The 22,360-nt window shown below is 71.9% G+C and carries 22 protein-coding genes, 2 pseudogenes and 1 riboswitch; of the genes and pseudogenes, 9 read left to right on the top strand and 15 right to left on the bottom strand.

Features of this window, described 5'->3' with window-relative positions; all coding sequences use genetic code 11:
- Nucleotides 1-229: 229 nt before the first annotated feature.
- From ACIGDI_RS03615 to ACIGDI_RS03655, 9 genes and pseudogenes are all read right to left on the bottom strand, one after another.
- Entirely contained in the window at nt 230-1,069 is an 840-nt protein-coding gene (locus ACIGDI_RS03615) for an ECF transporter S component (protein ID WP_399889905.1), read from the bottom strand.
- Entirely contained in the window at nt 1,066-3,063 is a 1,998-nt protein-coding gene (locus ACIGDI_RS03620; protein WP_399889908.1) for an ATP-binding cassette domain-containing protein, read from the bottom strand. Before ACIGDI_RS03620 ends, ACIGDI_RS03615 begins: the two co-directional genes overlap by 4 nt.
- Nucleotides 3,060-4,214 (bottom strand): energy-coupling factor transporter transmembrane component T, encoded by a 1,155-nt coding sequence (locus tag ACIGDI_RS03625; RefSeq protein WP_399889911.1) that lies wholly within the window; start codon nt 4,212-4,214, stop codon nt 3,060-3,062. Before ACIGDI_RS03625 ends, ACIGDI_RS03620 begins: the two co-directional genes overlap by 4 nt.
- Nucleotides 4,207-4,830: an SCO2322 family protein gene (locus tag ACIGDI_RS03630; protein ID WP_399889913.1), complete on the bottom strand. Its 624-nt coding sequence runs from the start codon at nt 4,828-4,830 to the stop codon at nt 4,207-4,209. The genes ACIGDI_RS03625 and ACIGDI_RS03630 overlap by 8 nt, the downstream gene beginning before the upstream one ends.
- The gene (locus ACIGDI_RS03635) at nt 4,827-6,053 is read right to left on the bottom strand and encodes a prenyltransferase/squalene oxidase repeat-containing protein (protein WP_399889916.1); all 1,227 of its coding nucleotides are present in this window, start codon (nt 6,051-6,053) and stop codon (nt 4,827-4,829) included. The genes ACIGDI_RS03630 and ACIGDI_RS03635 overlap by 4 nt, the downstream gene beginning before the upstream one ends.
- A gap of 111 nt (nt 6,054-6,164) precedes the next feature.
- A riboswitch (cobalamin riboswitch) is annotated at nt 6,165-6,306 on the bottom strand.
- A gap of 85 nt (nt 6,307-6,391) precedes the next feature.
- Nucleotides 6,392-6,769 (bottom strand): RidA family protein, encoded by a 378-nt coding sequence (locus ACIGDI_RS03640; RefSeq protein WP_399890481.1) that lies wholly within the window; start codon nt 6,767-6,769, stop codon nt 6,392-6,394.
- A pseudogene (locus ACIGDI_RS03645) lies at nt 6,767-7,198 on the bottom strand (nuclear transport factor 2 family protein); the annotation flags it as partial. The gene ACIGDI_RS03640 and the pseudogene ACIGDI_RS03645, both read right to left, overlap by 3 nt.
- A gap of 45 nt (nt 7,199-7,243) precedes the next feature.
- Nucleotides 7,244-8,281, bottom strand: a complete 1,038-nt coding sequence (locus ACIGDI_RS03650; RefSeq protein ID WP_399889919.1) for an MBL fold metallo-hydrolase — start codon at nt 8,279-8,281, stop codon at nt 7,244-7,246.
- 1,406 nt (nt 8,282-9,687) lie between these two features.
- Entirely contained in the window at nt 9,688-10,074 is a 387-nt protein-coding gene (locus ACIGDI_RS03655; protein WP_399889922.1) for a hypothetical protein, read from the bottom strand.
- Nucleotides 10,075-10,097: 23 nt separating this feature from the next.
- Between ACIGDI_RS03655 and ACIGDI_RS03660 the strand changes: the two are divergent.
- The 4 genes and pseudogenes from ACIGDI_RS03660 to ACIGDI_RS03675 form a co-directional block, all read left to right on the top strand.
- A pseudogene (locus ACIGDI_RS03660) lies at nt 10,098-10,291 on the top strand (site-specific integrase); the annotation flags it as partial.
- A 254-nt stretch (nt 10,292-10,545) separates the two neighbouring features.
- Complete coding sequence (locus ACIGDI_RS03665) at nt 10,546-12,003, top strand: aldehyde dehydrogenase (protein WP_399889925.1); 1,458 nt, start codon at nt 10,546-10,548, stop codon at nt 12,001-12,003.
- A 6-nt stretch (nt 12,004-12,009) separates the two neighbouring features.
- A complete protein-coding gene (locus ACIGDI_RS03670) occupies nt 12,010-12,243 on the top strand; it encodes a ferredoxin (RefSeq protein ID WP_200698584.1) in 234 nt (77 codons plus the stop codon).
- Nucleotides 12,244-12,295: 52 nt separating this feature from the next.
- Nucleotides 12,296-13,159, top strand: a complete 864-nt coding sequence (locus ACIGDI_RS03675; RefSeq protein WP_399889928.1) for a tetratricopeptide repeat protein — start codon at nt 12,296-12,298, stop codon at nt 13,157-13,159.
- Between the two features lie 39 nt (nt 13,160-13,198).
- Here ACIGDI_RS03675 and ACIGDI_RS03680 read toward each other — a convergent pair whose 3' ends face one another.
- Nucleotides 13,199-14,164 (bottom strand): LLM class flavin-dependent oxidoreductase, encoded by a 966-nt coding sequence (locus ACIGDI_RS03680; protein ID WP_399889931.1) that lies wholly within the window; start codon nt 14,162-14,164, stop codon nt 13,199-13,201.
- 86 nt (nt 14,165-14,250) lie between these two features.
- On the opposite strand from ACIGDI_RS03680, the gene ACIGDI_RS03685 reads away from it, so the two are divergent.
- Nucleotides 14,251-15,006, top strand: coding sequence for a helix-turn-helix domain-containing protein (locus ACIGDI_RS03685; protein ID WP_399889934.1), 756 nt, complete (start codon nt 14,251-14,253; stop codon nt 15,004-15,006).
- On the opposite strand, the gene ACIGDI_RS03690 is transcribed toward ACIGDI_RS03685, so the two are convergent.
- Both ACIGDI_RS03690 and ACIGDI_RS03695 read right to left on the bottom strand, forming a co-directional pair.
- Nucleotides 14,985-15,407: a hypothetical protein gene (locus ACIGDI_RS03690; RefSeq protein WP_399889937.1), complete on the bottom strand. Its 423-nt coding sequence runs from the start codon at nt 15,405-15,407 to the stop codon at nt 14,985-14,987. The genes ACIGDI_RS03685 and ACIGDI_RS03690 overlap by 22 nt on opposite strands.
- A gap of 139 nt (nt 15,408-15,546) precedes the next feature.
- Nucleotides 15,547-16,176, bottom strand: a complete 630-nt coding sequence (locus tag ACIGDI_RS03695; protein ID WP_399889940.1) for a TetR family transcriptional regulator — start codon at nt 16,174-16,176, stop codon at nt 15,547-15,549.
- A gap of 210 nt (nt 16,177-16,386) precedes the next feature.
- Between ACIGDI_RS03695 and ACIGDI_RS03700 the strand changes: the two genes are divergently transcribed.
- From ACIGDI_RS03700 to ACIGDI_RS03710, 3 genes are read left to right on the top strand one after another with little or no spacing between them, the layout of a single operon-like run.
- Complete coding sequence (locus tag ACIGDI_RS03700) at nt 16,387-17,787, top strand: glycosyltransferase family 4 protein (RefSeq protein ID WP_384820349.1); 1,401 nt, start codon at nt 16,387-16,389, stop codon at nt 17,785-17,787.
- A complete protein-coding gene (locus tag ACIGDI_RS03705) occupies nt 17,781-18,515 on the top strand; it encodes a class I SAM-dependent methyltransferase (RefSeq protein ID WP_399889943.1) in 735 nt (244 codons plus the stop codon). Before ACIGDI_RS03700 ends, ACIGDI_RS03705 begins: the two co-directional genes overlap by 7 nt.
- Nucleotides 18,512-19,582 carry a prenyltransferase/squalene oxidase repeat-containing protein gene (locus ACIGDI_RS03710; RefSeq protein ID WP_399889946.1) on the top strand — a complete coding sequence of 357 codons (1,071 nt, stop codon included), beginning with the start codon at nt 18,512-18,514 and terminating at the stop codon, nt 19,580-19,582. The genes ACIGDI_RS03705 and ACIGDI_RS03710 overlap by 4 nt, the downstream gene beginning before the upstream one ends.
- A 55-nt stretch (nt 19,583-19,637) precedes the next feature.
- Here ACIGDI_RS03710 and ACIGDI_RS03715 read toward each other — a convergent pair whose 3' ends face one another.
- Nucleotides 19,638-19,925 carry a hypothetical protein gene (locus ACIGDI_RS03715; RefSeq protein ID WP_058925604.1) on the bottom strand — a complete coding sequence of 96 codons (288 nt, stop codon included), beginning with the start codon at nt 19,923-19,925 and terminating at the stop codon, nt 19,638-19,640.
- A gap of 46 nt (nt 19,926-19,971) precedes the next feature.
- Here ACIGDI_RS03715 and ACIGDI_RS03720 point away from each other — a divergent pair, with 46 nt between their 5' ends.
- A complete protein-coding gene (locus tag ACIGDI_RS03720; RefSeq protein ID WP_399889949.1) occupies nt 19,972-20,385 on the top strand; it encodes a VOC family protein in 414 nt (137 codons plus the stop codon).
- Between the two features lie 2 nt (nt 20,386-20,387).
- Here ACIGDI_RS03720 and ACIGDI_RS03725 read toward each other — a convergent pair whose 3' ends face one another.
- Together ACIGDI_RS03725 and ACIGDI_RS03730 are read right to left on the bottom strand one after the other, a co-directional pair.
- The gene (locus ACIGDI_RS03725; protein WP_399889952.1) at nt 20,388-21,398 is read right to left on the bottom strand and encodes an LLM class F420-dependent oxidoreductase; all 1,011 of its coding nucleotides are present in this window, start codon (nt 21,396-21,398) and stop codon (nt 20,388-20,390) included.
- A 119-nt stretch (nt 21,399-21,517) separates the two neighbouring features.
- Complete coding sequence (locus ACIGDI_RS03730) at nt 21,518-22,291, bottom strand: hypothetical protein (protein ID WP_399889955.1); 774 nt, start codon at nt 22,289-22,291, stop codon at nt 21,518-21,520.
- Between the last annotated feature and the right edge of the window lie 69 nt (nt 22,292-22,360).

The following is a 22,360-nucleotide window of genomic DNA, read 5'->3' on the forward strand; positions in this document are numbered from 1 at the left end:
GGCCCTGGGGGGCACGTCGGCGCCGTACGACGTTGTCCAGAGAAACAGGCTCACGGGATGTCCGCAAAGACCCCTTTTACTAGTTGTGGCCGCATCTGGGGTGTGGGCGACGGTTGTGACCTGGCTCTCAAAGTGCAGGTCAGACGCCATTATGTCGTGGGCATGGCGTCCGAAATGCACTACTAGGTCAGATCGTGGGTGATGTGGGTCATGTGGGGCGGTTCACCGCTCAACGACCCTCGAATGTGACGGCGGTCTCGAAAGCCGCCTGCCGTGTGGCTCTGCGTAGCGCCTTGAGCACGGCCGGACCCAGGGTCAGCGTCAGTGCGACGGTGACCACGGCCCTGCCCAGGTCCCAGCCCAACGAGGTGGCCGTGCAGTACGCGAGGAACCGGGCGAGATTGGCCGGGACGGCGGCGTGCGGGTCGAAGGAGATGTTCGACGCCAGCGTGCCCATGAACGGCCAGCCGGCCAGGTTCATGATCGTGCCGTAGGCGAAGGCGGCGAAAAAGCCGTAGGCGGCGAGCAGGGCGAGCTCGCCGCGGCCCCGCAGCCGCCCGGGGCCGGGGAGCAGCCCGGCCCCCATCGTGAACCAGCCCATCGCCAGCATCTGGAACGGCATCCACGGACCGACCCCGCCCGTCAGCAGCGCCGACGCGAACATCGTGAGCGAGCCGAGGGTGAAGCCGAAGCCGGGACCCAGGACCCGCCCGCTGAGCACCATCAGGAAGAACATCGGCTCGATGCCCGCGGTCCCGGCCCCGAGCGGGCGCAGGGCGGCGCCGGTCGCGGCGAGCACGCCCAGCATGGCCACGGCCTTAGGACCGAGACCCGACTCGGAGATCGTCGCGGCCACCACGGCGACGAGCAGCACGAGGAGACCCGCGAAGAGCCACGGGGCGTCCTGGGCGTGGGCGGCGAGGCCCGAGCCGGGCGGGGCGAGGAAGGGCCAGCCGAAGGCGACGACACCGACCGCGCTGACGAGGGCGAGAGCGGCGAGGGAACGGGGACCGAGGCGGACCGCCCGCGAGGTCCGGGCGGCTCCCTCCGCCCTGACGGCGGGGGTCATCCGAGGGCCTCCCGCACCTGGGCGACCGTGAGCCACGGCCGCGGGGCGAGGATCTTCGTGACCTGCGGGGCGAAGGAGGGGGAGGAGACCACGACGTCCGCGGTCGGGCCGTCGGCGATCACCTCTCCCTCCGCGAGGAGGACCACGCGGTCGGCGAGCTCCGCGGCCAGCTCCACGTCGTGCGTCGCGAGGACGATCGCGTGACCGTCGGCCGCGAGGGAGCGCAGGAGGGTGACCAGACGGGCCTTCGCGGCGTAGTCCAGCCCCCGGGTCGGCTCATCGAGGAGGAGCAGGGGCGGGCGGGCGGTCAGCACGACGGCCAGTGCGAGGGTGAGGCGCTGGCCCTCCGAGAGGTCCCGGGGGTGGGTGTCGTCGGGGACGCCGGGGAGCAGCCCGGAGAGGAGGTCGCGGCAGCTGCCGGGGGGTGCCTGGGCGTCCCGGTCGGCCGCCGCGCACTCGGCGGCGACCGTGTCCGCGTAGAGGAGGTCGCGGGGTTCCTGGGGGACCAGGCCCACCTGGCGCACGAGCTCCCGGGGCGAGGTGCGGTGCGGGGTGAGGCCGGCGACGCGGACCGTGCCCGCGGAGGGCTCGACGAGACCCACGAGCGCGTTGAGGAGCGTGGACTTCCCGGCGCCGTTCCGCCCCATCAGGGCGACGGTCTCACCGGCGGCGATGGTGAGCCCGACCTGGTGGAGGACCTCGGCATGCGGGCGGCGGACGGTCAGGGTACGGACCTCGGCGGCGGGGTCGGGCACCGGAGCCGGCGGGGTCGTGTCCTTGCGGCGAGAGGGGAGCCAGCGCCGCCTGCGGGTGCGGGCGGCCGGCGGCGTGCCGCCCGCCACGGCCGACGGGGTGCCGTCCGTGCGCGGGGCGTGTGCGATCTTGGCTGGCGCCGTGACGCTCGCCTTGGTCGGTGGGGTGGCGTCCGTGCGGGGGGCCGGTGCGATCTCGGCCGGCGCCGTGACGTTCGCCTTGGTCGGTGGGGTGGCGTCCGTGCGGGGGGCGGGTGCGATCTCGGCCGGCAGTGCGGCGCTCGCCCTGGTTGGCGGGGTGGCGTCCGTCTTCGGAGCGTGTGCGATCCCGGCCGGCGGCGTGAGCCTCGTCTCCATCCGCAGGGTGCCGTCGGTCTCAGGAGCGTGTGCCGCCATGGAGGCGCGACCGGCCGCGGGCGGCGCGAGGTCCGCAAGCCGCTCGCGCAGTTCGGCCGCCCTGCGGCGCGCGTCCCGGACTGTCAGTGGCAGCGGGGACCAGCCCGCCAGCCGCCCCAGTTCCACCACCGGCGGAGCCACCGGGGACACGGCCATCATCTCCGCGGGCGTGCCCAGCAGGGGGGCCGCTCCCGGGGCCGGAAGGACCGCGACCCGGTCGGCGTACTGGATGACGCGTTCCAGGCGGTGTTCCGCCATGAGGACGGTCGTGCCCAGGTCGTGGACCAGCCGCTGGAGGACCGCGAGGACCTCCTCGGCCGCGGCCGGGTCCAGGGCCGACGTCGGTTCGTCGAGGACCAGGACCCGCGGGTGCGGAGTGAGGACCGAGCCGATGGCCACGCGCTGCCGCTGCCCGCCGGACAGGGTGGCGATGGAGCGGTCGCGGAGGTCGGAGAGACCGAGCAGGTCCAGGGTCTCCTCGACACGTCGGCGCATCACCGCCGGTGCCAGACCCAACGACTCCATCCCGTAGGCCAGTTCGTCCTCGACCGTGTCCGTCACGAAGTGGGAGAGGGGGTCCTGGCCCACCGTGCCCACCACGTCCGCCAGTTCACGGGGCTTGTGGGTACGGGTGTCGCGGCCCGCCACCGTGACGCGGCCGCGCAGAGTGCCACCCGTGAAGTGGGGGACCAGGCCGCTGACGGTGTTGAGGAGGGTCGACTTGCCGGTGCCGGACGGGCCCACCAGCAGCACCAGTTCGCCCTCCGGGACCTCGAAGTCCACGCCCCGGAGGGTGGGTTCGGCCGCCCCCTCGTAGGTCACCGAGACGTCCTCGAAGCGGATCACGACGGCTCCTTGGGGGTGGGGGCGACGCAGGCGGGCAACAGGGCGACGAGTACGGCCGCCGCCGGCCAGAGCGGAAGCGTGGGTGCCGTGAGCGGGACGACGGAGGGGGCCAGGGCGGCCGGGTCGGTCGCGGCGGCCAGGGTGAGGAGCGCGGCGGGCACGGCGCCGGAGGCCGTCACCAGCCAGGCGCGCGCATCCCAGCGGTCGGGGCGGTAGCGCGTGCGCAGGCTGCGGCGGCCGCCCAGGCGGAGACCGGCGAGGGACGCGGTGACCCCGGCGAGGAGGAGGGGCAGACCGTAGGTGCCGGCCTCGGCGGTGAGCAGCCCGTACGTTCCCGCGCAGACGCCCAGCAGACCGCCGAGCGTGAGGGCGGTGGTCGTACGGCGCACGGGGGCGGGGACCTCGGCGGTACGGCCGTATCCTCGCGCGTCCATGGCCGCGGCGAGGGCGACGGAGCGCTCCAGGGCGCCTTCCAGGACGGGCAGGCCCACCTGGAGCAGGCCTCGGATGCCGCTGTCCGGGCGGCCGCGCAACCGGCGGGCGGCGCGCAGACGGTGGACGTCGACGATGAGGTTCGGCGCGAAGGTGAGCGCGACGACGACCGCCACGCCCGTCTCGTACAGCGCGCCGGGCAGGGACTTCAGCAGGCGGGCGGGGTTGGCGAGGGCGTTGGCCGCGCCCACGCAGACGAGAAGAGCGGCGAGCCTCAGGCCGTCGTAGAAGGCGAAGAGAAGCGACTCGGCCGTGACCTCGCCGCCCAGGCGGATGCCCTGGGCCCAGTGCGGGAGCGGCACTTCGGGGAGCGTGAGGAGGGTGTGCGTGCCGGGGACGGGGGAGCCGAGGGCGACGGCGAAGACGAGGCGGATGAGGAGGACGGCGAGGGCGAGCCGGAGGAAGGCGGTGTAGGAGCGGGCGTCGGGCGATCGGGGGCGGCAGGTGGAGACGACGTAGGCGGAGACGGCGATCAGGAGGCCGAGGAGCAGGGGGTTGCCGGTCCGGGTGGCCGCGGTACCGAGCGCGAGCGACCAGAGCCACCAGGCCCCGGGGTGCACGAGGGGACGCCGCTGCCGCGACCGCGGCACGGAGCCCCCCGCCGACACCCGCGGGGCGCTGCCCTGTTCGGACCGCTCGGGATCGCGGATGTCAGGCATGCCTGCGCCGTCGGGCCTGCCATGCCGCCGCGGCGCCCAGCAGCGCGACCGCCCCCGCACCCACCCACAGGCCCACCGAAGGACCGCTTCCGCCGCCGTCGGTGTGCTTGTCCTCGGCGTTCGCCACCTGCTCGCCGCACCCCTTCGCCGGATACCCGGCGATCGCGCACAGCAGGGCGTTGGTGTCGTAGCGCAGGGGCTTCGCCACCGCGGCCAGGGCGTCCGCCGTCGTCGCGTCGGCGGGCACCCGGGCGCACGCCGTGCGACGGGCGGGCGGGTGCTCGGCGGACGGGGCGTCCTTCGCCGTGCCGAAGTCGATGAGCAGGGCTATCCGCTTCTCGCCCCGGACCTCCGGGGTCCGCGCGCAGATCGCCGCGAAGGACGTCGCGCCGCGTGGCTTCGCCGCGTCCCCCGAGTCCTCGCTCACCGAGAAGCGGAAGCCCTGGACGTCGCCGTCGGAGGGGCGGGCGGTGGCGGGGCCCTGGGTGGCGTACGCCCAGTGGCCGGAGTCGTAGGTCCAGAAGGACCAGTACCGGTAGCTGGTGGCCCCGGCCGGTGCGGCGAGGCCCAGGGTGAGCAGCAGGGTCGTGAGGAGAAGGGTCGCGCGGCGGGTCACCGCTGACGCCTCCTGCCGCGGAGCATCAGCGCGAAGCCGATGAGGGCGCCGACGAGCAGGCCGCCGCCGACCGTCCAGGCCACGCCGATGGAGCCCTTGTCCTTGCCGCCGGAGGCCTTGGTGTCGTCCGGGCCGGCCGTCGGGTTGTCGTCGACGCCCGCGGGGGTAGGGCCGGTCGCGTTGAGCTTGGCGACGAGGTCCAGGCCGCCGAAGTCGTGGACGTCACCGCCCTGGGCGGCGGACGCGGCGAAGATCAGCTGGGCGTAGGCGGCGGGACCGGCCTGGGCGGCCCAGTCGGCGGCGTGGGACTCCAGCCAGTGCAGCGGCTTCGCGGCCTGGGAGTTGAAGCCCGCGGTCGAGAGGGCGACGACCGCGTCGGCCGTGTTGCCGTAGTCGGGCTGGGGCTTGGCGCCGGGCAGCGCGGTGGTGAGGTGGCCGCTCTTGGCGAGGGTCTTGGCGAGCCAGGCGGCGCCGTTGTCCGCGGCGGGCAGGTGGTCGGAGTCGCTGTCGGGGTCCGTGCAGCCGGCGGGCGCGTCGGTGTCGTCCTGCCTGCTGCCCGCGACCGTCTCGCCGAACAGGCCCAGCACGGCCGCCGCGGTGGCGTCGGCGTTCGCCGCGAGCTTGCCCTTCTTGTCGGGCTGGTAGGCGAAGGCGCCCGCGTCGGGGCCGTCGCAGGGCAGCGCGAGGCCGCGCAGGGCGTCGAAGGGGGACTTGCCGTCCTTGCGGAGGTTCGGCACGGTCACGCCGCCCTGGGCCAGGGCGCCGATCACGACGGACGTCGAGTTCGCGTCACTGGCGCCGCCGGCGGTGAACCCCCAGCCGCCGTCCTTGTTCTGCACCGACTTCAGCCAGGTGACGGCCTTTCGCACCCGGCCGTCGTGACCGCCGATCTCGGCCAGGGCCTGGACCGCGGCCGCCGTGCTGTTGGTGTCGGCCTTGCAGGGCGCGCCGGCGGTGGCGCGGTAGGCGGCGAAGGAGCCGTCGCCGCACTGCTGCCGGGCCAGCCAGGCCACGGCCGCGTCGGCCGGCTCGACACCGGCGGTGCGCTGCGCGAGCAGGGCGAGCGACTGGCGCCAGACGCCGTCGTAGGTCGGGTCGGAGGTGCCGTAGAGGCCGGCGGGGAGCGATGCCGAGGGAGACGGCGAGGCGGCGACAGCGGGGGTCGCACCGCCGAGTACGGCTGCGGCGGCCAGCGCCGCGGCGCTGTGACGGATGACGTTCATGATCGGCTGCTGCCTCTCCCTGGGGAGCCTGACAGCAGCACGGGACAGCCCCGGGCGGCTCGGCTCCGTATACCTCGACGGTGCCGTGTGGCGGCGGGGTGCCGACACACCTGAGCCGGTCACGATCCGTGCGGGGCACTCCGGCTGGCCGGTCCGGGTCGGACCGGGTCACGGTTGCGGGTCAGCGCCGGATTCGCACCGGCTTTCCCCCGTACGGGTGATGACGACCCCGACACTGTACCCGCGGGTCAGGAGCGACCTGAGAGGTGGCTGTGCGTGACGGAGGTCACTGGTGCCGGTGCCGTGAACTGCCCGGTCCCGGTGTCTTTCTGTCGCCGTCAGCCCACGACGGCCACCGCGTCCACCTCGACCAGCACCCCCTCCCGCACCAGGCGTGCCACGACGGTCGTCCGGGCCGGAAGCGGGTCGCAGTCGGCGAAGAACTCCCGGTAGACGGTGTTGAACTCGGCGAAGTGGGCGCGGTCGGCCAGATAGCAGGTGCAGCGCACGATCGAGCGGCGGTCGCCGACCACGGCCTCGACATTGGCCAGCACCCGGCGCGCCTGGTCGGCGAAGGCGGCCGGCATCTCGTGGGTGACCGGATGCAGGGGCCCCTGGCCGGAGGTGAACAGGAAAGGGCCGGTGCGCACGCCCTGTGACAGCGGCGGTTCGGTGCCGTCGGAGAAGCGGACGTAGGGCGCGGCGTCGGTGTGCACGCGCTGCGGGTCGCCGCCGAAGGGCAGGACGAGGGTGCGGGTGGCGAGCCGCCAGGTACCGTCGGCGGCCCTGCGGAAGGCGTCCTCGTAGTGGCCCACCTGGTACGGCGGCCCGGCGGGCAGGATGCCGCCCGGGTGGCCGTCGCTGCGGTACGTCGTGAAGTACGAGGTCGCCGTGGCCGTGTCCGGGCCGGTCACGGTGACCCGGATGTTGGACATGACGCGGCGCGAGAGCCGGTGGGCGGGACGGGCGCCGAAGTACGTCCGCAGGGCGTCCCGTCCCTCGATCCGCCGTTGTCCCTCGGGCCACTGCCAGACGCCGTCCTCGGTGAACAGCTCGGCCACGGTGGCGGGTTCACCGAGATCGAGTCGGTGGACGAAGTCGAGGATCAGGCGTTCGCAGGCGCGCTCGGCGAGAAGGTTCTCCATGAACACGTATTCATACGCGGTCGACGGCCGTGTACGTCACCGAATTCATGCGCGGTCGACGGCCACGTACGTCACCGGATCGCTCCCCGGCACCGCCTCCGCCCGGCCCAGCTTCACCAGCCGTCGCAGATGCGCCTCCGCTTCTGAGACGGCGATGTTCCGCGAACCGTAGGGGATTTGCTCCCAGGGCCGGTTCCACTCCATGCGCTCGGCGAGCTGCCAGGGGGTGAGGGGTGCGGCGAGCAGGCCCAGGAGCCCGGCGAGGCGTTCGTCGTGGTGGGCGAGCAACTCCCGGACGCGGGACGGGCCGTCGGTGAAGACGTGCTGGTGGGCCGGGAGCACCTCGGCGGGGGCGAGTCGGCCGACGCGTTCGAGGGAGTCGAGGTAGTCGCCGAGGGGGTCGGTGACCGTGGCGTCGTCCGGGTCCTCGTAGAGGCCGATGTGCGGGGTGATCTCGGGGAGCAGGTGGTCGCCGGAGAACAGGCGTCCGTGGCCCGGGAGTCGGGAGGGGTGCTCCTCCTCCAGGTGCAGGCAGACGTGGCCGGGGGTGTGCCCGGGCGTCCAGATCGCGCGCAACCGCCGCCCCGGCAGGTCGAGCAGCTCGCCGGGGACGATCTCGCGGTCGGGCAGGGCGGGGGAGAAGCCGGGCAGGGCGGCGCGCGGGGCGGGGTCCCGCAGGGGGGCGATGTGCTCCTCCGGGGCGCCGGCGGCCGTGAGCTTGTCGGCCATGTAAATGAACCAGCGGTCGGCCCGGGTCTCACGGGTGCGCCGGACGATCGCCGTGTCGGCCGCGTGCATCGCGATCCAGGCACCGGAGGCCTCACGCACCTTGCCCGACAGGCCGTGGTGGTCGGGATGGTGATGGGTGATCACGACGCCGTGGGTCCCGGACACGTCGGTACCGCAGGCGCGCAGCCCCTCCGCCAGAACGGACCAGGCCCCCGGGTCGTCCCAGCCGGTGTCGATCAGGACGGGCCCGCGGTCGGTGTCGACGACGTACACCAGCGTGTGCCCGAGCGGGTTGTCCGGAATGGGCACCCGAACGGACCGTATGCCCCCGCCATGATCGAACGTCTCCGCCATCTGCCCTCCGCTCCATGGCCATTGCCCACTATAACTAGAACTGGTTTCAGTGGATGCCCAAGTCGACCAATGCAGCTGGAAGTTGGACTGACCTGGGTTGATGCGTGCGGTGTCTGTCGCCGCCTGTCGACGTTGGGCACTGCCGTACGGCCCAGAGGCGGCCTGTGGCTGTGCAAGCACCGTGCCGGCGTTTAAAAGATGCGGGCACGGCCTGGGGGTCGGCCAGATCGTTAGGAGCGAGGTTGGGCGATCATAGGCGTGACCTGTGCATTCCTCAGCCTGATCGAGGCGGCCGGAGCGCACCCCCGTGAACGCCAATTCCCTGTGAGCTCCCGTCCGTTCTGGCGCGAGAGTGGCACGGCCCGTGGGCTGTGCTCCGACTCCTCGATGCGAACTGTTAGGTGTGCCTACCTCGGTACCTGCTGTTTGCTGGCAAGATCCCGGGCGCCTGTGGTGCGAGCTGCCCTGCCCCGCCCCTGGCGACGCACACCATTACCTGTCCAGTCCGCAACAGACCAAGGATGCAACCGACGCTCAACCACCAATAGAAGACTGAGAATGCATGCACAGAGGTTGCCGAATTTACGAAAATTGCAGCAAATAGGGCGAAAATGAAAAAATTGAGCGTCAGTAGCGGCCAGCCTGAGTCTGTTTTTGCTCGATTTAGTTTCTGCCAGGTCGTTCTTGGTATTTGAGTAGGGTGGGGGCTGAAGCGGCGCTTGATCTCGCTCACGAAAGATCGCTGTGTCATGGGGCACATGGAACAGCGGGAGATGACTCCTGCACAAGCACAAGAAGCATGAGTGATGGCACCGGACCGGTCGTGCCGGTCGGGCTGCTGCGCTCGTGGTGGCATTCTTGATCCCCTCAGCCCACCACTCACCCCGGCTCCCATCCCGTCCGCCGTCGGCCCACACACCGTGAAGCGGGCGTGGTTAGCCATGTCAGCCGGTCGTTCTGGGGCGGGTGGCGGTCGATGGTGGGCGGGATGGTTGCTGTAGAGAAGCCTCTCTGATCACCGCTTCAGGAGTTCGATCCAAGCCTGCTGCTGGTGTCGTCGGCCGGTGCGGTGGCCGGACAGAGTCGCTGATGCACGCCCCCGTATGGCGTCGTTGATGTCAACCGCGGATGTCAGAAAGCTCTGGGGTGACTGCACTTCGTTGCTGTACGGCGGAGAGACACCGCCGCTCCTCCTGGGCCGGGAGTGTTGTCAGTGCCACTTGCTAGTTTGCCTGGTGGAGTGAGACCGGTCAGAGAACCTTCGAGGTCCGCGGTCAAGGGGGGTGGGTATAAAGGTCCCCGGGAGCCACCTCGGGACTATGTTGCAGGCCGTAGATCCCCACCCCCCTCATCCTCTGAGGCCAGCGGTCGGCACCTCCACTGAACGCTTGTGCTGGGGGCCTCCCTCACTCCTCCCCAGGCGGGATAAGGCGATCGGCGCTCTCAGCGTCGTCCACGTGTCCATGGGCGTCGACGGTGATCGGGGTGGCGCGTCCTCGGGCTGTGACCAGCCAAGCAAGCACCTGCTCGGTCAATGGCCCGTTGCTGGGCCCTTCGTCCTCCCAGTACGCGCGCCAGCCGCCACCTGGTACGGCGGCTACCACCTGGTCGGCCTGCTCCAGGTGGGAGAAATCTGGGTAGTCCGTCACGGGGCGGCGGGTACCGCGTTTGGGATCGACCACAAGTGCCACGCCCGTCTCCTCATCCCAGTCGTCCACGTGCGCTGTCCGACCGATCGTCGTCTCCGTGCCGGTGAAGATTGCGAGCCAGCCTGTCCCGTTGAAGTACCGCATGCGTTCATCGTCCATGGCGGGGGCTGCCGGACCGGTTTCGGGCCATGGTCGACGTCGGGGCCGGATGCGGGCTTCGGCAAAGCGAGGTCTTCGGGTTCGCCGTCGACGAGTGGATCCGCTGTCCGAGGTCCTGCACGACACCCAACAGGTCAAGGTCATGGAACGGAAGTTGGTCTTCGCTCCGCCGAAGAAGGGCAAGCTCCGTGACGTGCCGCTGCGGACTCGGTCGCCTTCGCGCTCGCCGAGCGCACCCGCACCCACCTCATGCCGAGCAGCGAGACGCGTACGCGCAAGGCCGTCGACGAGATGTACCGGACGGCCCACAAGGGTCCGACGGCCCACCGCGCCCGCCCCCCCGCCCTTGATCATCGGAAAGCCCCTGCTCAGGGGCATTCTTGTCCTGTCCGTGGACTACTTCAAGTAGAACTGGTATCAGTTTCTGAAACACCGTCAGAAACGAGGGCAGTGGTGATGGCCGAGCTCTTGGAACACGGACAGCTGTTCATCGGAGGGGAACTGACCGACCCCCTGGGCAAGGACGTCATCGAGGTGATCTCGCCGCATACCGAGGAGGTCATCGGGCGGGTGCCGCATGCCTCCCGGGAGGACGTCGATCGGGCGGTGGCCGTGGCGCGGCGGGCCTTCGACGAGGGGCCCTGGCCGCGGATGTCGCTGGACGAGCGGATCGACGTGGTCACCCGGATCAAGGACGCGATCGCCGTACGGCACGAGGAGATCGCGCGGGTGATCTCGTCCGAGAACGGGTCGCCGTACTCCTGGAGTGTCCTCGCGCAGGCCCTCGGCGCGATGATGGTGTGGGACGCGGCGATCACGGTCGCCCGGAACTTCACGTACGAGGAGCGGCGTGACGGCGTGCTCGGGAAGATCCTGGTGCGGCGCGAGCCGGTCGGGGTCGTGGCGGCCGTAGTGCCCTGGAACGTCCCCCAGTTCGTCGCCGCCGCCAAACTCGCGCCCGCCCTTCTGACGGGCTGTTCGGTGATCCTGAAGCCGTCGCCCGAGTCGCCGCTGGACGCGTACATCCTCGCGGACATCACCAAGGAGGCCGGGCTCCCCGAGGGCGTCCTGTCCGTGCTGCCCGCCGACCGGGAGGTCAGCGAGTACCTGGTCGGGCATCCCGGGATCGACAAGGTCTCCTTCACCGGTTCGGTCGCCGCCGGCAAACGCGTGATGGAGGTCGCCGCGCGCAACCTCACCCGCGTGACACTGGAGTTGGGCGGCAAGTCGGCGGCCGTCGTGCTGCCGGACGCGGACGTGGCGACGACCGTCGCGGGGGTCGTGCCGGCGGCCTGGATGAACAACGGCCAGGCGTGCGTGGCCCAGACGCGCATCCTGCTGCCGCGCTCCCGCTACGACGAGTTCGCCGAGGCCTTCGCCGCCGCGGCCGGCGCCCTCGTGGTCGGCGACCCGCTCGACCCGGCGACCCAGGTCGGCCCGCTCGTCGCCCAGCGCCAGCAGCGCCGCAACCTCGACTACATCCGCATCGGCCAGGAGGAGGGCGCCAAGATCCTCACCGGTGGCGGGCGTCCGGCGGGCCTGGACCGGGGCTGGTACGTGGAGCCCACGCTCTTCGGCGACGTCGACAACTCGATGCGGATCGCGCGGGAGGAGATCTTCGGCCCGGTCATCTGCCTGCTGCCCTACGGCGACGAGTCCGAGGCCCTGAAGATCGCCAACGACTCGGACTACGGGCTGAGCGGCAGCGTGTGGACGGCGGACGTCGGCCACGGCATCGAGGTGGCCCGGCAGGTGCGGACCGGGACGTACTCGGTGAACACCTTCAGCCTGGACATGTTGGGCCCGTTCGGCGGCTACAAGAACTCCGGTCTGGGGCGGGAGTTCGGGCCCGAGGGGTACGGGGAGTACCTGGAACACAAGATGATCCACCTGCCGGCCGGTTGGGAGGGCTGACCGGTCATGGGGGACCGCTGGCACGTCGAGGTCGACCGTTCCGTGTGCATCGGGTCGGCCCAGTGCGTCCACCGGGCCGAGGGCGCCTTCCGGCTCGACTCCGCGATGCAGTCCCATCCGGTGGAGCCGGAGACCGACGCCAACGAACGGGTGCTGGAGGCGGCCGAGAACTGTCCCGTGGAGGCGATCGTGGTCACGCTGTCGGGAAGCGGGGAGCCGGTGTTCCCGCCCGAGGAGTGACGGTTACGCTCCTGCGGTCGTCGTAGGAACGATCAACGAGCGGGCGGGGTACGTGCACAAGGGCGAGGCCAGAGAGCTGATCGGACAGGCGCGTGAGGCGTGGGAGGCCGAGGAGTGGCTGCGCGCCGCCGACCTCTACGAGCGGGTGCTCGACCACTTCCCGGACGAGGGACCGAGCGCGGTCTGGTGGTACGACGCCGCGCTCGCCCACAAGTTCCTGCGGAACTGGGCGAAGGCGTACGAGCTCGGCCGTGAGGCCGCCGCCCGTTCCCCGCGCGGCGAGGGCGATCCGGCGTACTGGAACCTCGGCATCGCGGCGACGATCCACCGCGACTGGGCGACAGCCCGCGAGGCCTGGGCCGGCTTCGGCATCGAACTCCCGGAGGGGGAGGGCGAGATCACGGGGTCCTTCGGGCACGCGTGCGTGCGGCTCGACACCGGCGGCGAGCGCGAGGTCGTGTGGATCGAGCGGCTGTGCCCGACGCGGGGACGGGTGGTCAACGTGCCCGTCACCGGCGGCCGGCGGTACGGCGAGATCGTCGTGCACGACGGTGAGCCGAAGGGCGAGCGGATCGTCGACGGGACGAACTACCCCGTCTTCGACGAGCTGCTGCTGTTCGAGGCCTCCGAACTGCCCACGCTGGAGGTCACGGTGGCGGCCGGTGAGGCGGACGACCTGCGGGCCCTGCTGGAGCTGTTCGGTGAGCACGGTTACGGCGCCGAACCCGCGAGCAGTGTCCGCCTGCTCTGCGCCTGCTGCAGCGAGGGCACGCATCAGCAGGAGCGGAGCCTGCCGGCGGGCGCCCAGACGGTGTCGCTCGCGGCCCCCGAGGAGGAGGCGCGGCAGCTGCTCGCGCGGTGGGCGGAGGGGGCGACGGCCGGGCGGAGCTGGAGCGGGCTGGCGGTGCTCGGGTGAGGGCGCGGACCGCGGGTGCCGTACGCCCGGCCGGGGCCCTCACGCCCGTGCACCGCGGGGCGCCGACGCCCGCACGGCGGGGATGAGTTCGGCGACTCGTTCCAGCTGGTCGCGCTGGGAGTGCAGGTCGAGGGTGGCGAGGCGCACGACGAGGTGGCGGGCGCCTGCGGCGACGTACCGCTCCAGCTGGTGGCGGACGTGGTCGGCGGGGCCCGCGACGAGTGCCTGGATCTTCTCCAGCTCCTCCAGCGGCATCCCGTACACGGTCCGGGCATAGTCGTCCAGGGCGCGGCGGCCGCCGGGGACGTCCTCGTCGACGCGGACCGTGACGACGAGCGCGGGGGTGATGTCCCCGGCCGTCCGGCCGGCGTCGGCCGCGGCCCGGTGGACGGCGCGGAGGCCGGACGCGTAGTCGGCCGGGTCGGGCGGGTAGGGCAGCCACCCGTCGTACAGGCGGCCGGTGCGGTCCAGCGCCGCGGGGGTGGCGCCGCCGAGCCAGACGGGCGGGCCGCCGGGGCGTGACGGAGCGGTGGCGGGTGGGATGCCGGTGAGGCGGATCAGGTCGCCGTGGAAGGAGTCGGCGCCGTTCCACAGGGCCCGCCACAGCGCGACGGTCTCGTCGAGGCGGGCGAAGCGGTGGGGCCAGGGCACCTCGGACAGGGCGTAGAGGGGGCGCCCGAAGCGGCCGGGGAAGCCCGCGCCGACGGTCACGACGAGCCGGCCGCCGGACAGCAGGTCGACCGAGGCCAGGGACTGCGCCACCTGGACCGGCCGGCGCAGGAACGGCAGCAGCGCGGCCGTCCCCAGGGTCACCGCCTGCGTCGCCGGGGCGAGCGCGGCCAGCATGGTCAGCGCCTCGATGCGGGGGCTGATCAGGGAGTCGTTGACGAAGAGCGAGGAGAACCCCAGGTCCTCGGCCCGGCGGCCGAAGGCGATCAGCTCGCGGGGGTCGCCGTCCGCGCCCCACTGCGCGGTCGAGGTCGGAAGCAGTACGCCGATGTCCATGCCGCCGATGCTCCGGCCGGCGGGACACGGCGACAATTCCCCGCGGGGAATGGCCGGGTGTCCCGGGCCGCGGGTACAACGGGGCCGTGGACTTCCCCAGCGCACTGCGCGAACGCCGGACCCGCCGTCGGGTCAGCCAGCTCGATCTGGCGCTGAAGGCGGGCACCACCCAGCGGCACCTCAGTTTCATCGAGTCCGGCAGGTCCGTGCCCGGCCGGAACATGGTCGTACGGCTGGCCGAGTCGCTGGAGCTGCCGCTGCGGGAGCGCAACGAACTGCTGCTCGCCGCCGGGTACGCGCCCGCCTACGCGGAGAGCTCGCTGGACGACCCCGTGCTGGCCCCCGCCCGCGCCGCGATCGACCACATCCTGCGCGGGCACGAGCCGTATCCGGCGGTCGTCGTGGACCGGCGCGGTGATCTGGTCGCGGCCAACAGCGCGTTCGGCGTGATCACCGAGGGAGCGGCCGCCGAGCTGGTGGCCCCGGGCGCCAACGCCTACCGCCTCGCGCTGCACCCCGACGGACTCGCCCCCCGCATCCGCAACCTCGCCGAATGGGCACGGCACATCCTGGTACGGCTGGACCACCTGCCGGAGCTGCGCGACGAACTCACGCAATATGTACCGGAGTTGGAGCCCTCCGCGGGTCAGCTCGGCTTCGCGGTCCCGTTGCGCCTGGCGTCGACGTACGGCGAACTGCGCCTGATGACGACCGTCACGACATTCGCCACGGCCGTCGACGTGACGCTCGCCGAGCTGAAGCTGGAGGCGTTCCTGCCGGCCGATCCGGCGACGGCCGACGCGCTGCGCCTGGCGGCCGCTCAGGCGCCGGGGAACATGTAGTCGGTCCGGATCCGGCCGTCGTCGTCGAGTACGAGGATGTCCAGGCCGCCGCCCGTCACGTCCCCGGTCGCGGTGGACACCGCCTCCCATTCGAACTTGACCATGCCGTGCAGCCGCACGGCGTCGGCCCGGGCCCGGAAGGTGAAGCCCTCCTTCTCGACGAACCGTTCGTGGCTGCGGGCCACCCGGTTCTCTATGGCGTCGTGGCCGTGGGCCTCCAGGGTGCTGTGATCGAAGCCCAGCCCCGCGGCCACCTCCCGGATCTCCACGGGTGGTCGGAGGATGTGGACGGCGTCCCGCGCCCAGAGCCGCTCGATCGCCGCGCGCCGTTCGGCGGCGTCCGCCACGTTCCACTGCGCGATGTAGCGCCGGGCCAGATCCTGCGGATCGATCTCCCTCATGTGCCTCTCCTCGCCGACCGGTTCACTTCGCAGCCGATCCTGCGGCGAGCGCGACAGACCGACAATTCCCGCCAGGGAATGGCCCGTTCGTCGAGGCTGACGGTGCGGAGGAGGAGGGGCTGGAGGTGCGGGACCGGTCCTACGTCTCCCGCCGCGGATCGGTCAGGTCGATCAGGCGGCACACCGTCTCGATGTCGATCTTGACCTGGGCGATCGACGCCCGGCCCGAGAGCCAGGTGATCAGGGCCGAGTGCCAGGTGTGCTCGATGACCCGGACCGCCGAGAGCTGTTCGGGCGTCGGGTCGGCCTGCCCCATCGCGTCCAGGATGATCACCGTCGTCTGACGGGAGACCTGGTCGACCTCCGGCGAGACGCTGCGGTCGGCGAAGGTGAGCGCGCGGACCATGGCGTCGGCCAGGTGCGGCTCGCGCTGCAGCGCGCGGAAGGCCCGCATCAGGGTCTCGGCGACCCGCTCGGCCGCCGTCTCGCCCTGCGGCGGCTTCTTCCGCAGCGTGCCGTGCATGTGCTCCAGCTGGTCCTGCATCGTGGCGACCAGCAGATGGATCTTGGACGGGAAGTAGCGGTACAGCGTGCCCAGGGCCACCTGGGAGGACTCGGCGACCTCCCGCATCTGCACCGCGTCGAAACCGCCCCGGCTGGCAAGCTGCGCACTGGCGTGCAGGATGCGCCGGCGACGGGCCTCCTGCCGCTCCGTGAGGGGCGAGGAGGACGTCCGCGCGGTGGCGTCTGGCTTGGCTTCCGCAGGCATGGGTCCCGTTCCGTGACACTCGGTGAGGGCTGGTGATCGGACCGAGCACGGCAAGGGCTTTGCCGTGGCGCGAATCACCTGATCCACTGCTCACAGTGCCCTTACCTGCCGGTAGATTCAGAGCCTCCTGGACGATCAAGTCTGAAACTTGTTCTAGATTAGCGTCCCGGCGTAATCTCGCGGGACAATGCATGCAGAAGGGGGCCCAGAGTGACCGCTGAGGCCAGTCAGGCCGGTCCCCAGGAGGACCTGGCTGCCGACGGCGAGCGACCGCTCCACATCGCGCTCCTCACCTATAAAGGGAACCCGTTCTGCGGCGGACAGGGCGTCTACGTCCGCCACCTCTCCCGCGAGCTGGCCCGCCTCGGCCACCGCGTCGAGGTCATCGGCAGCCAGCCGTACCCCGTCCTCGACGAGGGCTACGACGGACTGACCCTGACCGAGCTGCCGAGCCTCGACCTCTACCGCTCGCCCGACCCCTTCCGCACCCCGGCGCGCGACGAGTACCGCGACTGGATCGACGCCCTCGAAGTCGCCACCATGTGGACCGGCGGCTTCCCGGAGCCGCTCACCTTCTCCCTCCGCGCCCGCCGCCATCTGCGCGCCCGGCGCGGTGAGTTCGACGTCGTGCACGACAACCAGACCTTGGGATACGGCCTGTTGGGAGACGTGGGCGCGCCCCTCGTCACCACCATCCACCACCCCATCACCGTCGACCGCCAGTTGGAGCTGGACGCCGCCGAGAACTGGCAGCAGCGGCTGTCCAAGCGCCGCTGGTACGCCTTCACCCGCATGCAGCGCCGCGTCGCGCGCCGCCTGCCCTCCGTGCTCACCGTCTCCGGCACGTCCCGCGCCGAGATCGTCGACCACCTCGGGGTCCGCGAGGACCGTATCCACGTGGTCCACATCGGCGCGGACACCGACCTGTTCTCGCCGGACGCGTCGGTCCCCGTCGTCCCGGGCCGGATCGTGACGACGTCCAGCGCCGACGTCCCCCTCAAGGGCCTGGTCTTCCTCGTCGAGGCCCTGGCGAAAGTGCGGACCGAGCACGCCGGCGCCCACCTGGTCGTCGTCGGCAAGCGGCCCACCGAGGGGCCCGTCGCGCAGGCGATCGAGCGCTACGGCCTCGAAGGCGCCGTCGACTTCGTCAAGGGCATCTCGGACGCCGAACTGGTCGACCTGGTCCGCTCGGCCGAGGTCGCCTGCGTGCCGTCGCTCTACGAGGGCTTCTCCCTGCCGGCCGCCGAGGCCATGGCCACCGGCACGCCGCTCGTCGCCACGACCGGCGGGGCCATCCCCGAGGTCGCCGGCCGGGACGGCGAGACATGCCTGGCGGTGCCCCCGGGCGACGCGGGCGCCCTCGCGGCGGGTCTGAGCCGGCTGCTGGGCGACCCGGAGCTGCGGGCGCGACTCGGCCGGGCGGGCCGCGAGCGGGTGCTGCGGCACTTCACCTGGGCGCGTGCCGCGGAGGGCACGGTGGCCAGGTACCGCGAGGCGATCGCCCGGTCCTCCGGCAGGCTTCCGGGCCGCACCGCGGCCCCGCAGGGCGTCGAGTCCGCGACCCCCACACCCGACACCGGCGTCTACTCCGAAAGCAGGGCCACGTGCTGACCGTCGACTTCTCCCGGTTCCCGCTCGCCCCGGGCGACCGCGTCCTGGACCTCGGATGCGGTGCCGGTCGGCACGCGTTCGAGTGCTACCGGCGCGGCGCCCAGGTCGTGGCGCTCGACCAGAACGGCGAGGAGATCCGCGAGGTCGCGAAGTGGTTCGCGGCGATGAAGGAGGCCGGCGAGGCACCCGAGGGCGCCACCGCCACCGCCATGGAGGGCGACGCCCTCGCGCTGCCGTTCCCGGACGAGTCCTTCGACGTCGTCATCATCTCCGAGGTGATGGAGCACATCCCGGACGACAAGGGCGTACTCGCCGAGATGGTGCGGGTGTTGAAGCCCGGCGGCCGCATCGCCATCACCGTCCCGCGCTACGGCCCCGAGAAGGTCTGCTGGGCGCTGTCCGACGCCTACCACGAGGTCGAGGGCGGCCACATCCGCATCTACAAGGCCGACGAGCTGATCGCCAAGATCAGGGAAGCCGGCCTCAAGCCCTACGGCACGCACCACGCCCACGCCCTGCACAGCCCCTACTGGTGGCTGAAGTGCGCGTTCGGCGTCGACAACGACAAGGCGCTGCCCGTGCGGGCGTACCACAAGCTGCTCGTCTGGGACATCATGAAGAAGCCGCTGGCCACCCGGGTCGCCGAGCAGGCGCTGAACCCGCTGATCGGCAAGAGCTTCGTGGCGTACGCGACCAAGCCCCACCTCCCGGTGGTGGACGCCAAGTGACCACCCCCCGGACAGAACACCTCGTCCTGCCCGGGGTCCTGACCGCCGGGCAGGCCGCCGCGACCGTCGCCGGCATCCTCGCCGTACAGCGGGAGGACGGTGCGATCCCGTGGTTCCGGGGCCACCACCTGGACCCCTGGGACCACACCGAGGCCGCCATGGCACTGGACACCGCCGGCGAGCACGAGGCCGCCGAGCGCGCCTACGACTGGCTCGCCCGGCACCAGAACGAGGACGGCTCCTGGTACGCGGCCTACCGCGACGGCGACTTCGCGGACGTCACCGACCGCGGGCGGGAGACGAACTTCGTCGCCTACATCGCGGTGGGGGTGTGGCACCACTACCTCTCCACCGGCGACGACACCTTCCTGGACCGCATGTGGCCCTCCGTCTGCGCGGCCGTCGAGTACGTCCTGCGGCTGCAGCAGCCCGGCGGGCAGATCGGCTGGAAGGGGGAGGACGACGGCGGTTTCACGACCGACGCGCTGCTGACCGGCTCCTCCTCCGTCCACCACGCCCTGCGCTGCGCGCTCGCCATCGCCGCACAGCGTGAAGAACCCCAGCCGGACTGGGAGTTGGCGGTGGGCGCGCTGCGGCACGCGATCCGTAGGCACCCGGAGCGGTTCCTCGACAAGGACCGCTACTCGATGGACTGGTACTACCCGGTGCTGGGCGGCGCGGTCACCGGCGCGGAGGCCAAGTCCCGTATCGAGGAAGGCTGGGACCGCTTCGTCGTACCCGGCCTCGGAGTGCGCTGCGTCGTCCCCAACCCGTGGGTCACGGGCGGCGAGTCCGCCGAACTCGCCCTCACGCTCTGGGCGATGGGCGAGTCGGACCGGGCCCTGGCGCTCCTCAAGTCGATCCAGCACCTGCGGGACGCCGAGAGCGGCCTGTACTGGACGGGTTACGTCTTCGAGGACGAGGCGATCTGGCCGCAGGAACTGACCACCTGGACGGCCGGCTCGCTCCTCCTCGCGGTCGCCGCCCTCGGCGGCCACGAGGCCACCTGCACGGTGTTCGGCGGCGAGAACCTGCCGAGGGGACTGGACCCCGACTGCTGCGACTGAGGCGCGACCGAGGCCCCGGCGTCCCTGCCGGGGCCTCGGTGCCCGCTGCCGCGCCTCAGTGGCGCTGCAGCCGTCCGGCGATCGCGTGACCGACGAACAGGTAGACCACCGCCGCCAGTCCGTAGCCCGCCACCACACGGGCCCACGCCTTGTCGAACGTGAAGAGGTCACGCGACCAGCCGGCCAGCCAGTTGGCCGCATTGTGGACGAACTGCACCAGGTCATTGGCCCGGTTGGCGTCCAACAGGTACATAAGGATCCACAGCCCCAGGATGAGGGCCATGATGTCGGCGACGATCGCCACGACCGCGCCGGCCCGATTGCCGCTGCTATATCGAGACATGCTTTCCGGATTGCCGCGACTTCCCGGATGAAACCCGGTCGGTACGATGACCGCCGTGGACGCCCTCTACCCAAGGCTGCTCGTCGAGGACTTCGGCACCGCGGCCCACTTCTGGACCGAAGCCCTCCGTGACCTCCTCGGCATCGAGCCGGTGAAGGTGCTCCCCGCCGCCGGCTACGCCAACTGGGACCTGGACGGACAGGCCGTCCTGGTGCTGTACGGCCGCAAGTCCATCGCCGAGGTCGTCGGCACCGACGACCTGCCCTCCGCACCGCCCGCCCAGGACGCCGCGATGCTCGTCCTGCGGGTCTCCGACGTCGACGACGCGACCCGCCGGCTGAGCGGCCACGGCGCCACCGTCGTCGCCGAGCCGCGGGACCGCCCCGAGTGGGGGCCGGGCCTGCGCAGCGCCCACCTGAGGACACCGGACGGCACGCTGGTGGAGCTGCAGGCCTACTGAGCCTACGAGTTCAGCTCCGCCAGCACCCGAAGCGTCCGGTGGTCGGGGGCCAGCGCCAGCAGATCCGTCACCGGGCCCTTGCGCCACAACTCCAGCCGTTCGGCGATGCGTTCACGCGGGCCGACGAGGGAGATCTCGTCGGCGAAGGCGTCCGGCACGGCCAGCACGGCCTCCTCGCGCCGCCCCTGCAGGAACAGCTCCTGCACCCGCCGCGCCTCCTCCTCGTACCCCATGCGTGCCATCAGATCGGCGTGGAAGTTGCGGGTCGCGTGCCCCATCCCGCCGATGTAGAAGCCGAGCATGGTCTTCACCGGCAGCAGGCCCTCGCGTACGTCGTCGCAGACCCGGACCTGGGCCATGGGGGCGACGAGGAACCCGGGCGGGAGTTCGGCGAGCGCCGGGCCGTAGGCGTCGGGGCGGCTCGGTGACCAGTACAACGGCAGCCACCCGTCGGCGATCCGGGTCGTCTGCTCGACGTTCTTCGGCCCCTCGGCGCCCAGCAGAACCGGCAGATCGGCCCGGAGGGGATGGGTGATCGGCTTCAGTGCCTTCCCGAGGCCGGTCCCGTCGGCGCCCCGGTACGGATGGGAGTGGAACCGCCCCTCCATCCGGACCGGCGCCTCCCGCCGCAGCACCTGCCGTACGACGTCCACGTACTCCCGGGTGGCGGTGAGCGGCGACCTGGGGAACGGCCGCCCGTACCAGCCCTCCACCACCTGCGGCCCCGACAGCCCGAGCCCCAGCAGCACGCGGCCGCCGGAGAGATGGTCGAGGGTGAGCGCGTGCATCGCGGTGGTCGTCGGCGACCGTGCCGCCATCTGCGCGACCGCAGTTCCGAGCTTGATCCTCGACGTCCGTGCGGCGATCCAGGTCAGCGGCGTGAAGACGTCGGACCCCCAGGACTCGGCGGTCCACACGGAGTCGTATCCGAGCCGCTCGGCCTCCTGCGCGAGCGGCACATGGTCGGCGTCGGGACCGCGGCCCCAGTAGCCGAGCGCGAGCCCGAGTCGCATGACGCGCCTCCCTCGAAGATCTGACGATCAGTCAGTTACCGGACTGCGGGCTGCGACTGTACGGCAACGGCCCCCCACCCGGAAGGGCGAGGGGCCGGCCGTGAAGCGGGAGGGGGAGGTCAGCCGCGCTGGATCCCCGAGGTGTCCTGCAGCACGCCACGACGTCCGTCCTGGGTCTGGGCGACCAGGCCCGGACCGCGCTGCTCGACGGCCAGGTACCAGGTGCCCGGCGCGAGTTCGGCGATCGGCGTCGGCGAACCGTCCTCCGCGAACAGCGGCCGCGGCACCGGAACGGCGAACCAGAACGGCGAGAACTCCCCGCCGGCAGGCTGCGGCTGCCCCTGCGCCGGCTGGGCCCCGTACGGCTGCCCCGGCTGCGGCTGACCGCCGTACTGCGGCTGCTGCGCCCCCGGGTAGCCGTAGCCACCGGGAGGCTGCGCGCCGTACGGCTGCGGGGCCTGCGGCTTGGGCGCCGGGATGAGCGCGGCCTGCAGGGCGGGGACGAGGGGGGTGGCGATGGCGGCACCGGCGAGGACCGCGGCGGCGATGAAGCCGAGGATGAGGCCGGCGGCGGGGCTGGCCGGGTCCGGGACGTCCACCATCGACCAGAACAGGATCCACACGACGAGGACCGAGAAGGCGGTGCCGACCGTGCCGAGGTCCAGGCCGGCCACCTTGCGGGGCTGCGGCAGGCATCGGTTGACGACGATCAGCGCGGCTCCGATGACTCCGCCCATGTAGAGGCCGAGCCCTTGGCCGAGGTTGTCCCACGCGGTCGCGTTGTAGCTACCCAGGCCGTCGACGGAGTAGAGGTGGAGGAACGACGCGATGAACAGCAACACCGCTGCCCCGATCACCACGCCGTCGCCTCGGTTGAGGGAGCGGATATTCACTGCAGGTCCTTCGTCAGTCGTCTCGTCGTCGGTAGACCTTATCGCCCGCCCGACCAGGGTGTCCGCAGG

The sequence above is a fragment of the Streptomyces sp. NPDC085900 genome, assembly GCF_044540925.1.
Classification (GTDB): Bacteria; Actinomycetota; Actinomycetes; order Streptomycetales; family Streptomycetaceae; genus Streptomyces; species Streptomyces gilvifuscus.

Coding starts and splice junctions, on each gene's coding strand:
- ACIGDI_RS03615 (WP_399889905.1), bottom strand. CDS start 1,069: ATGACCCCCGCCGTCAGGGCGGAGGGAGCCGCCCGGACCTCGCGGGCG.
- ACIGDI_RS03625 (WP_399889911.1), bottom strand. CDS start 4,214: ATGCCTGACATCCGCGATCCCGAGCGGTCCGAACAGGGCAGCGCCCCG.
- ACIGDI_RS03635 (WP_399889916.1), bottom strand. CDS start 6,053: ATGAACGTCATCCGTCACAGCGCCGCGGCGCTGGCCGCCGCAGCCGTA.
- ACIGDI_RS03650 (WP_399889919.1), bottom strand. CDS start 8,281: ATGGCGGAGACGTTCGATCATGGCGGGGGCATACGGTCCGTTCGGGTG.
- ACIGDI_RS03655 (WP_399889922.1), bottom strand. CDS start 10,074: ATGCGGTACTTCAACGGGACAGGCTGGCTCGCAATCTTCACCGGCACG.
- ACIGDI_RS03665 (WP_399889925.1), top strand. CDS start 10,546: ATGGCCGAGCTCTTGGAACACGGACAGCTGTTCATCGGAGGGGAACTG.
- ACIGDI_RS03670 (WP_200698584.1), top strand. CDS start 12,010: ATGGGGGACCGCTGGCACGTCGAGGTCGACCGTTCCGTGTGCATCGGG.
- ACIGDI_RS03680 (WP_399889931.1), bottom strand. CDS start 14,164: ATGGACATCGGCGTACTGCTTCCGACCTCGACCGCGCAGTGGGGCGCG.
- ACIGDI_RS03690 (WP_399889937.1), bottom strand. CDS start 15,407: ATGAGGGAGATCGATCCGCAGGATCTGGCCCGGCGCTACATCGCGCAG.
- ACIGDI_RS03695 (WP_399889940.1), bottom strand. CDS start 16,176: ATGCCTGCGGAAGCCAAGCCAGACGCCACCGCGCGGACGTCCTCCTCG.
- ACIGDI_RS03715 (WP_058925604.1), bottom strand. CDS start 19,925: ATGTCTCGATATAGCAGCGGCAATCGGGCCGGCGCGGTCGTGGCGATC.
- ACIGDI_RS03720 (WP_399889949.1), top strand. CDS start 19,972: ATGACCGCCGTGGACGCCCTCTACCCAAGGCTGCTCGTCGAGGACTTC.
- ACIGDI_RS03725 (WP_399889952.1), bottom strand. CDS start 21,398: ATGCGACTCGGGCTCGCGCTCGGCTACTGGGGCCGCGGTCCCGACGCC.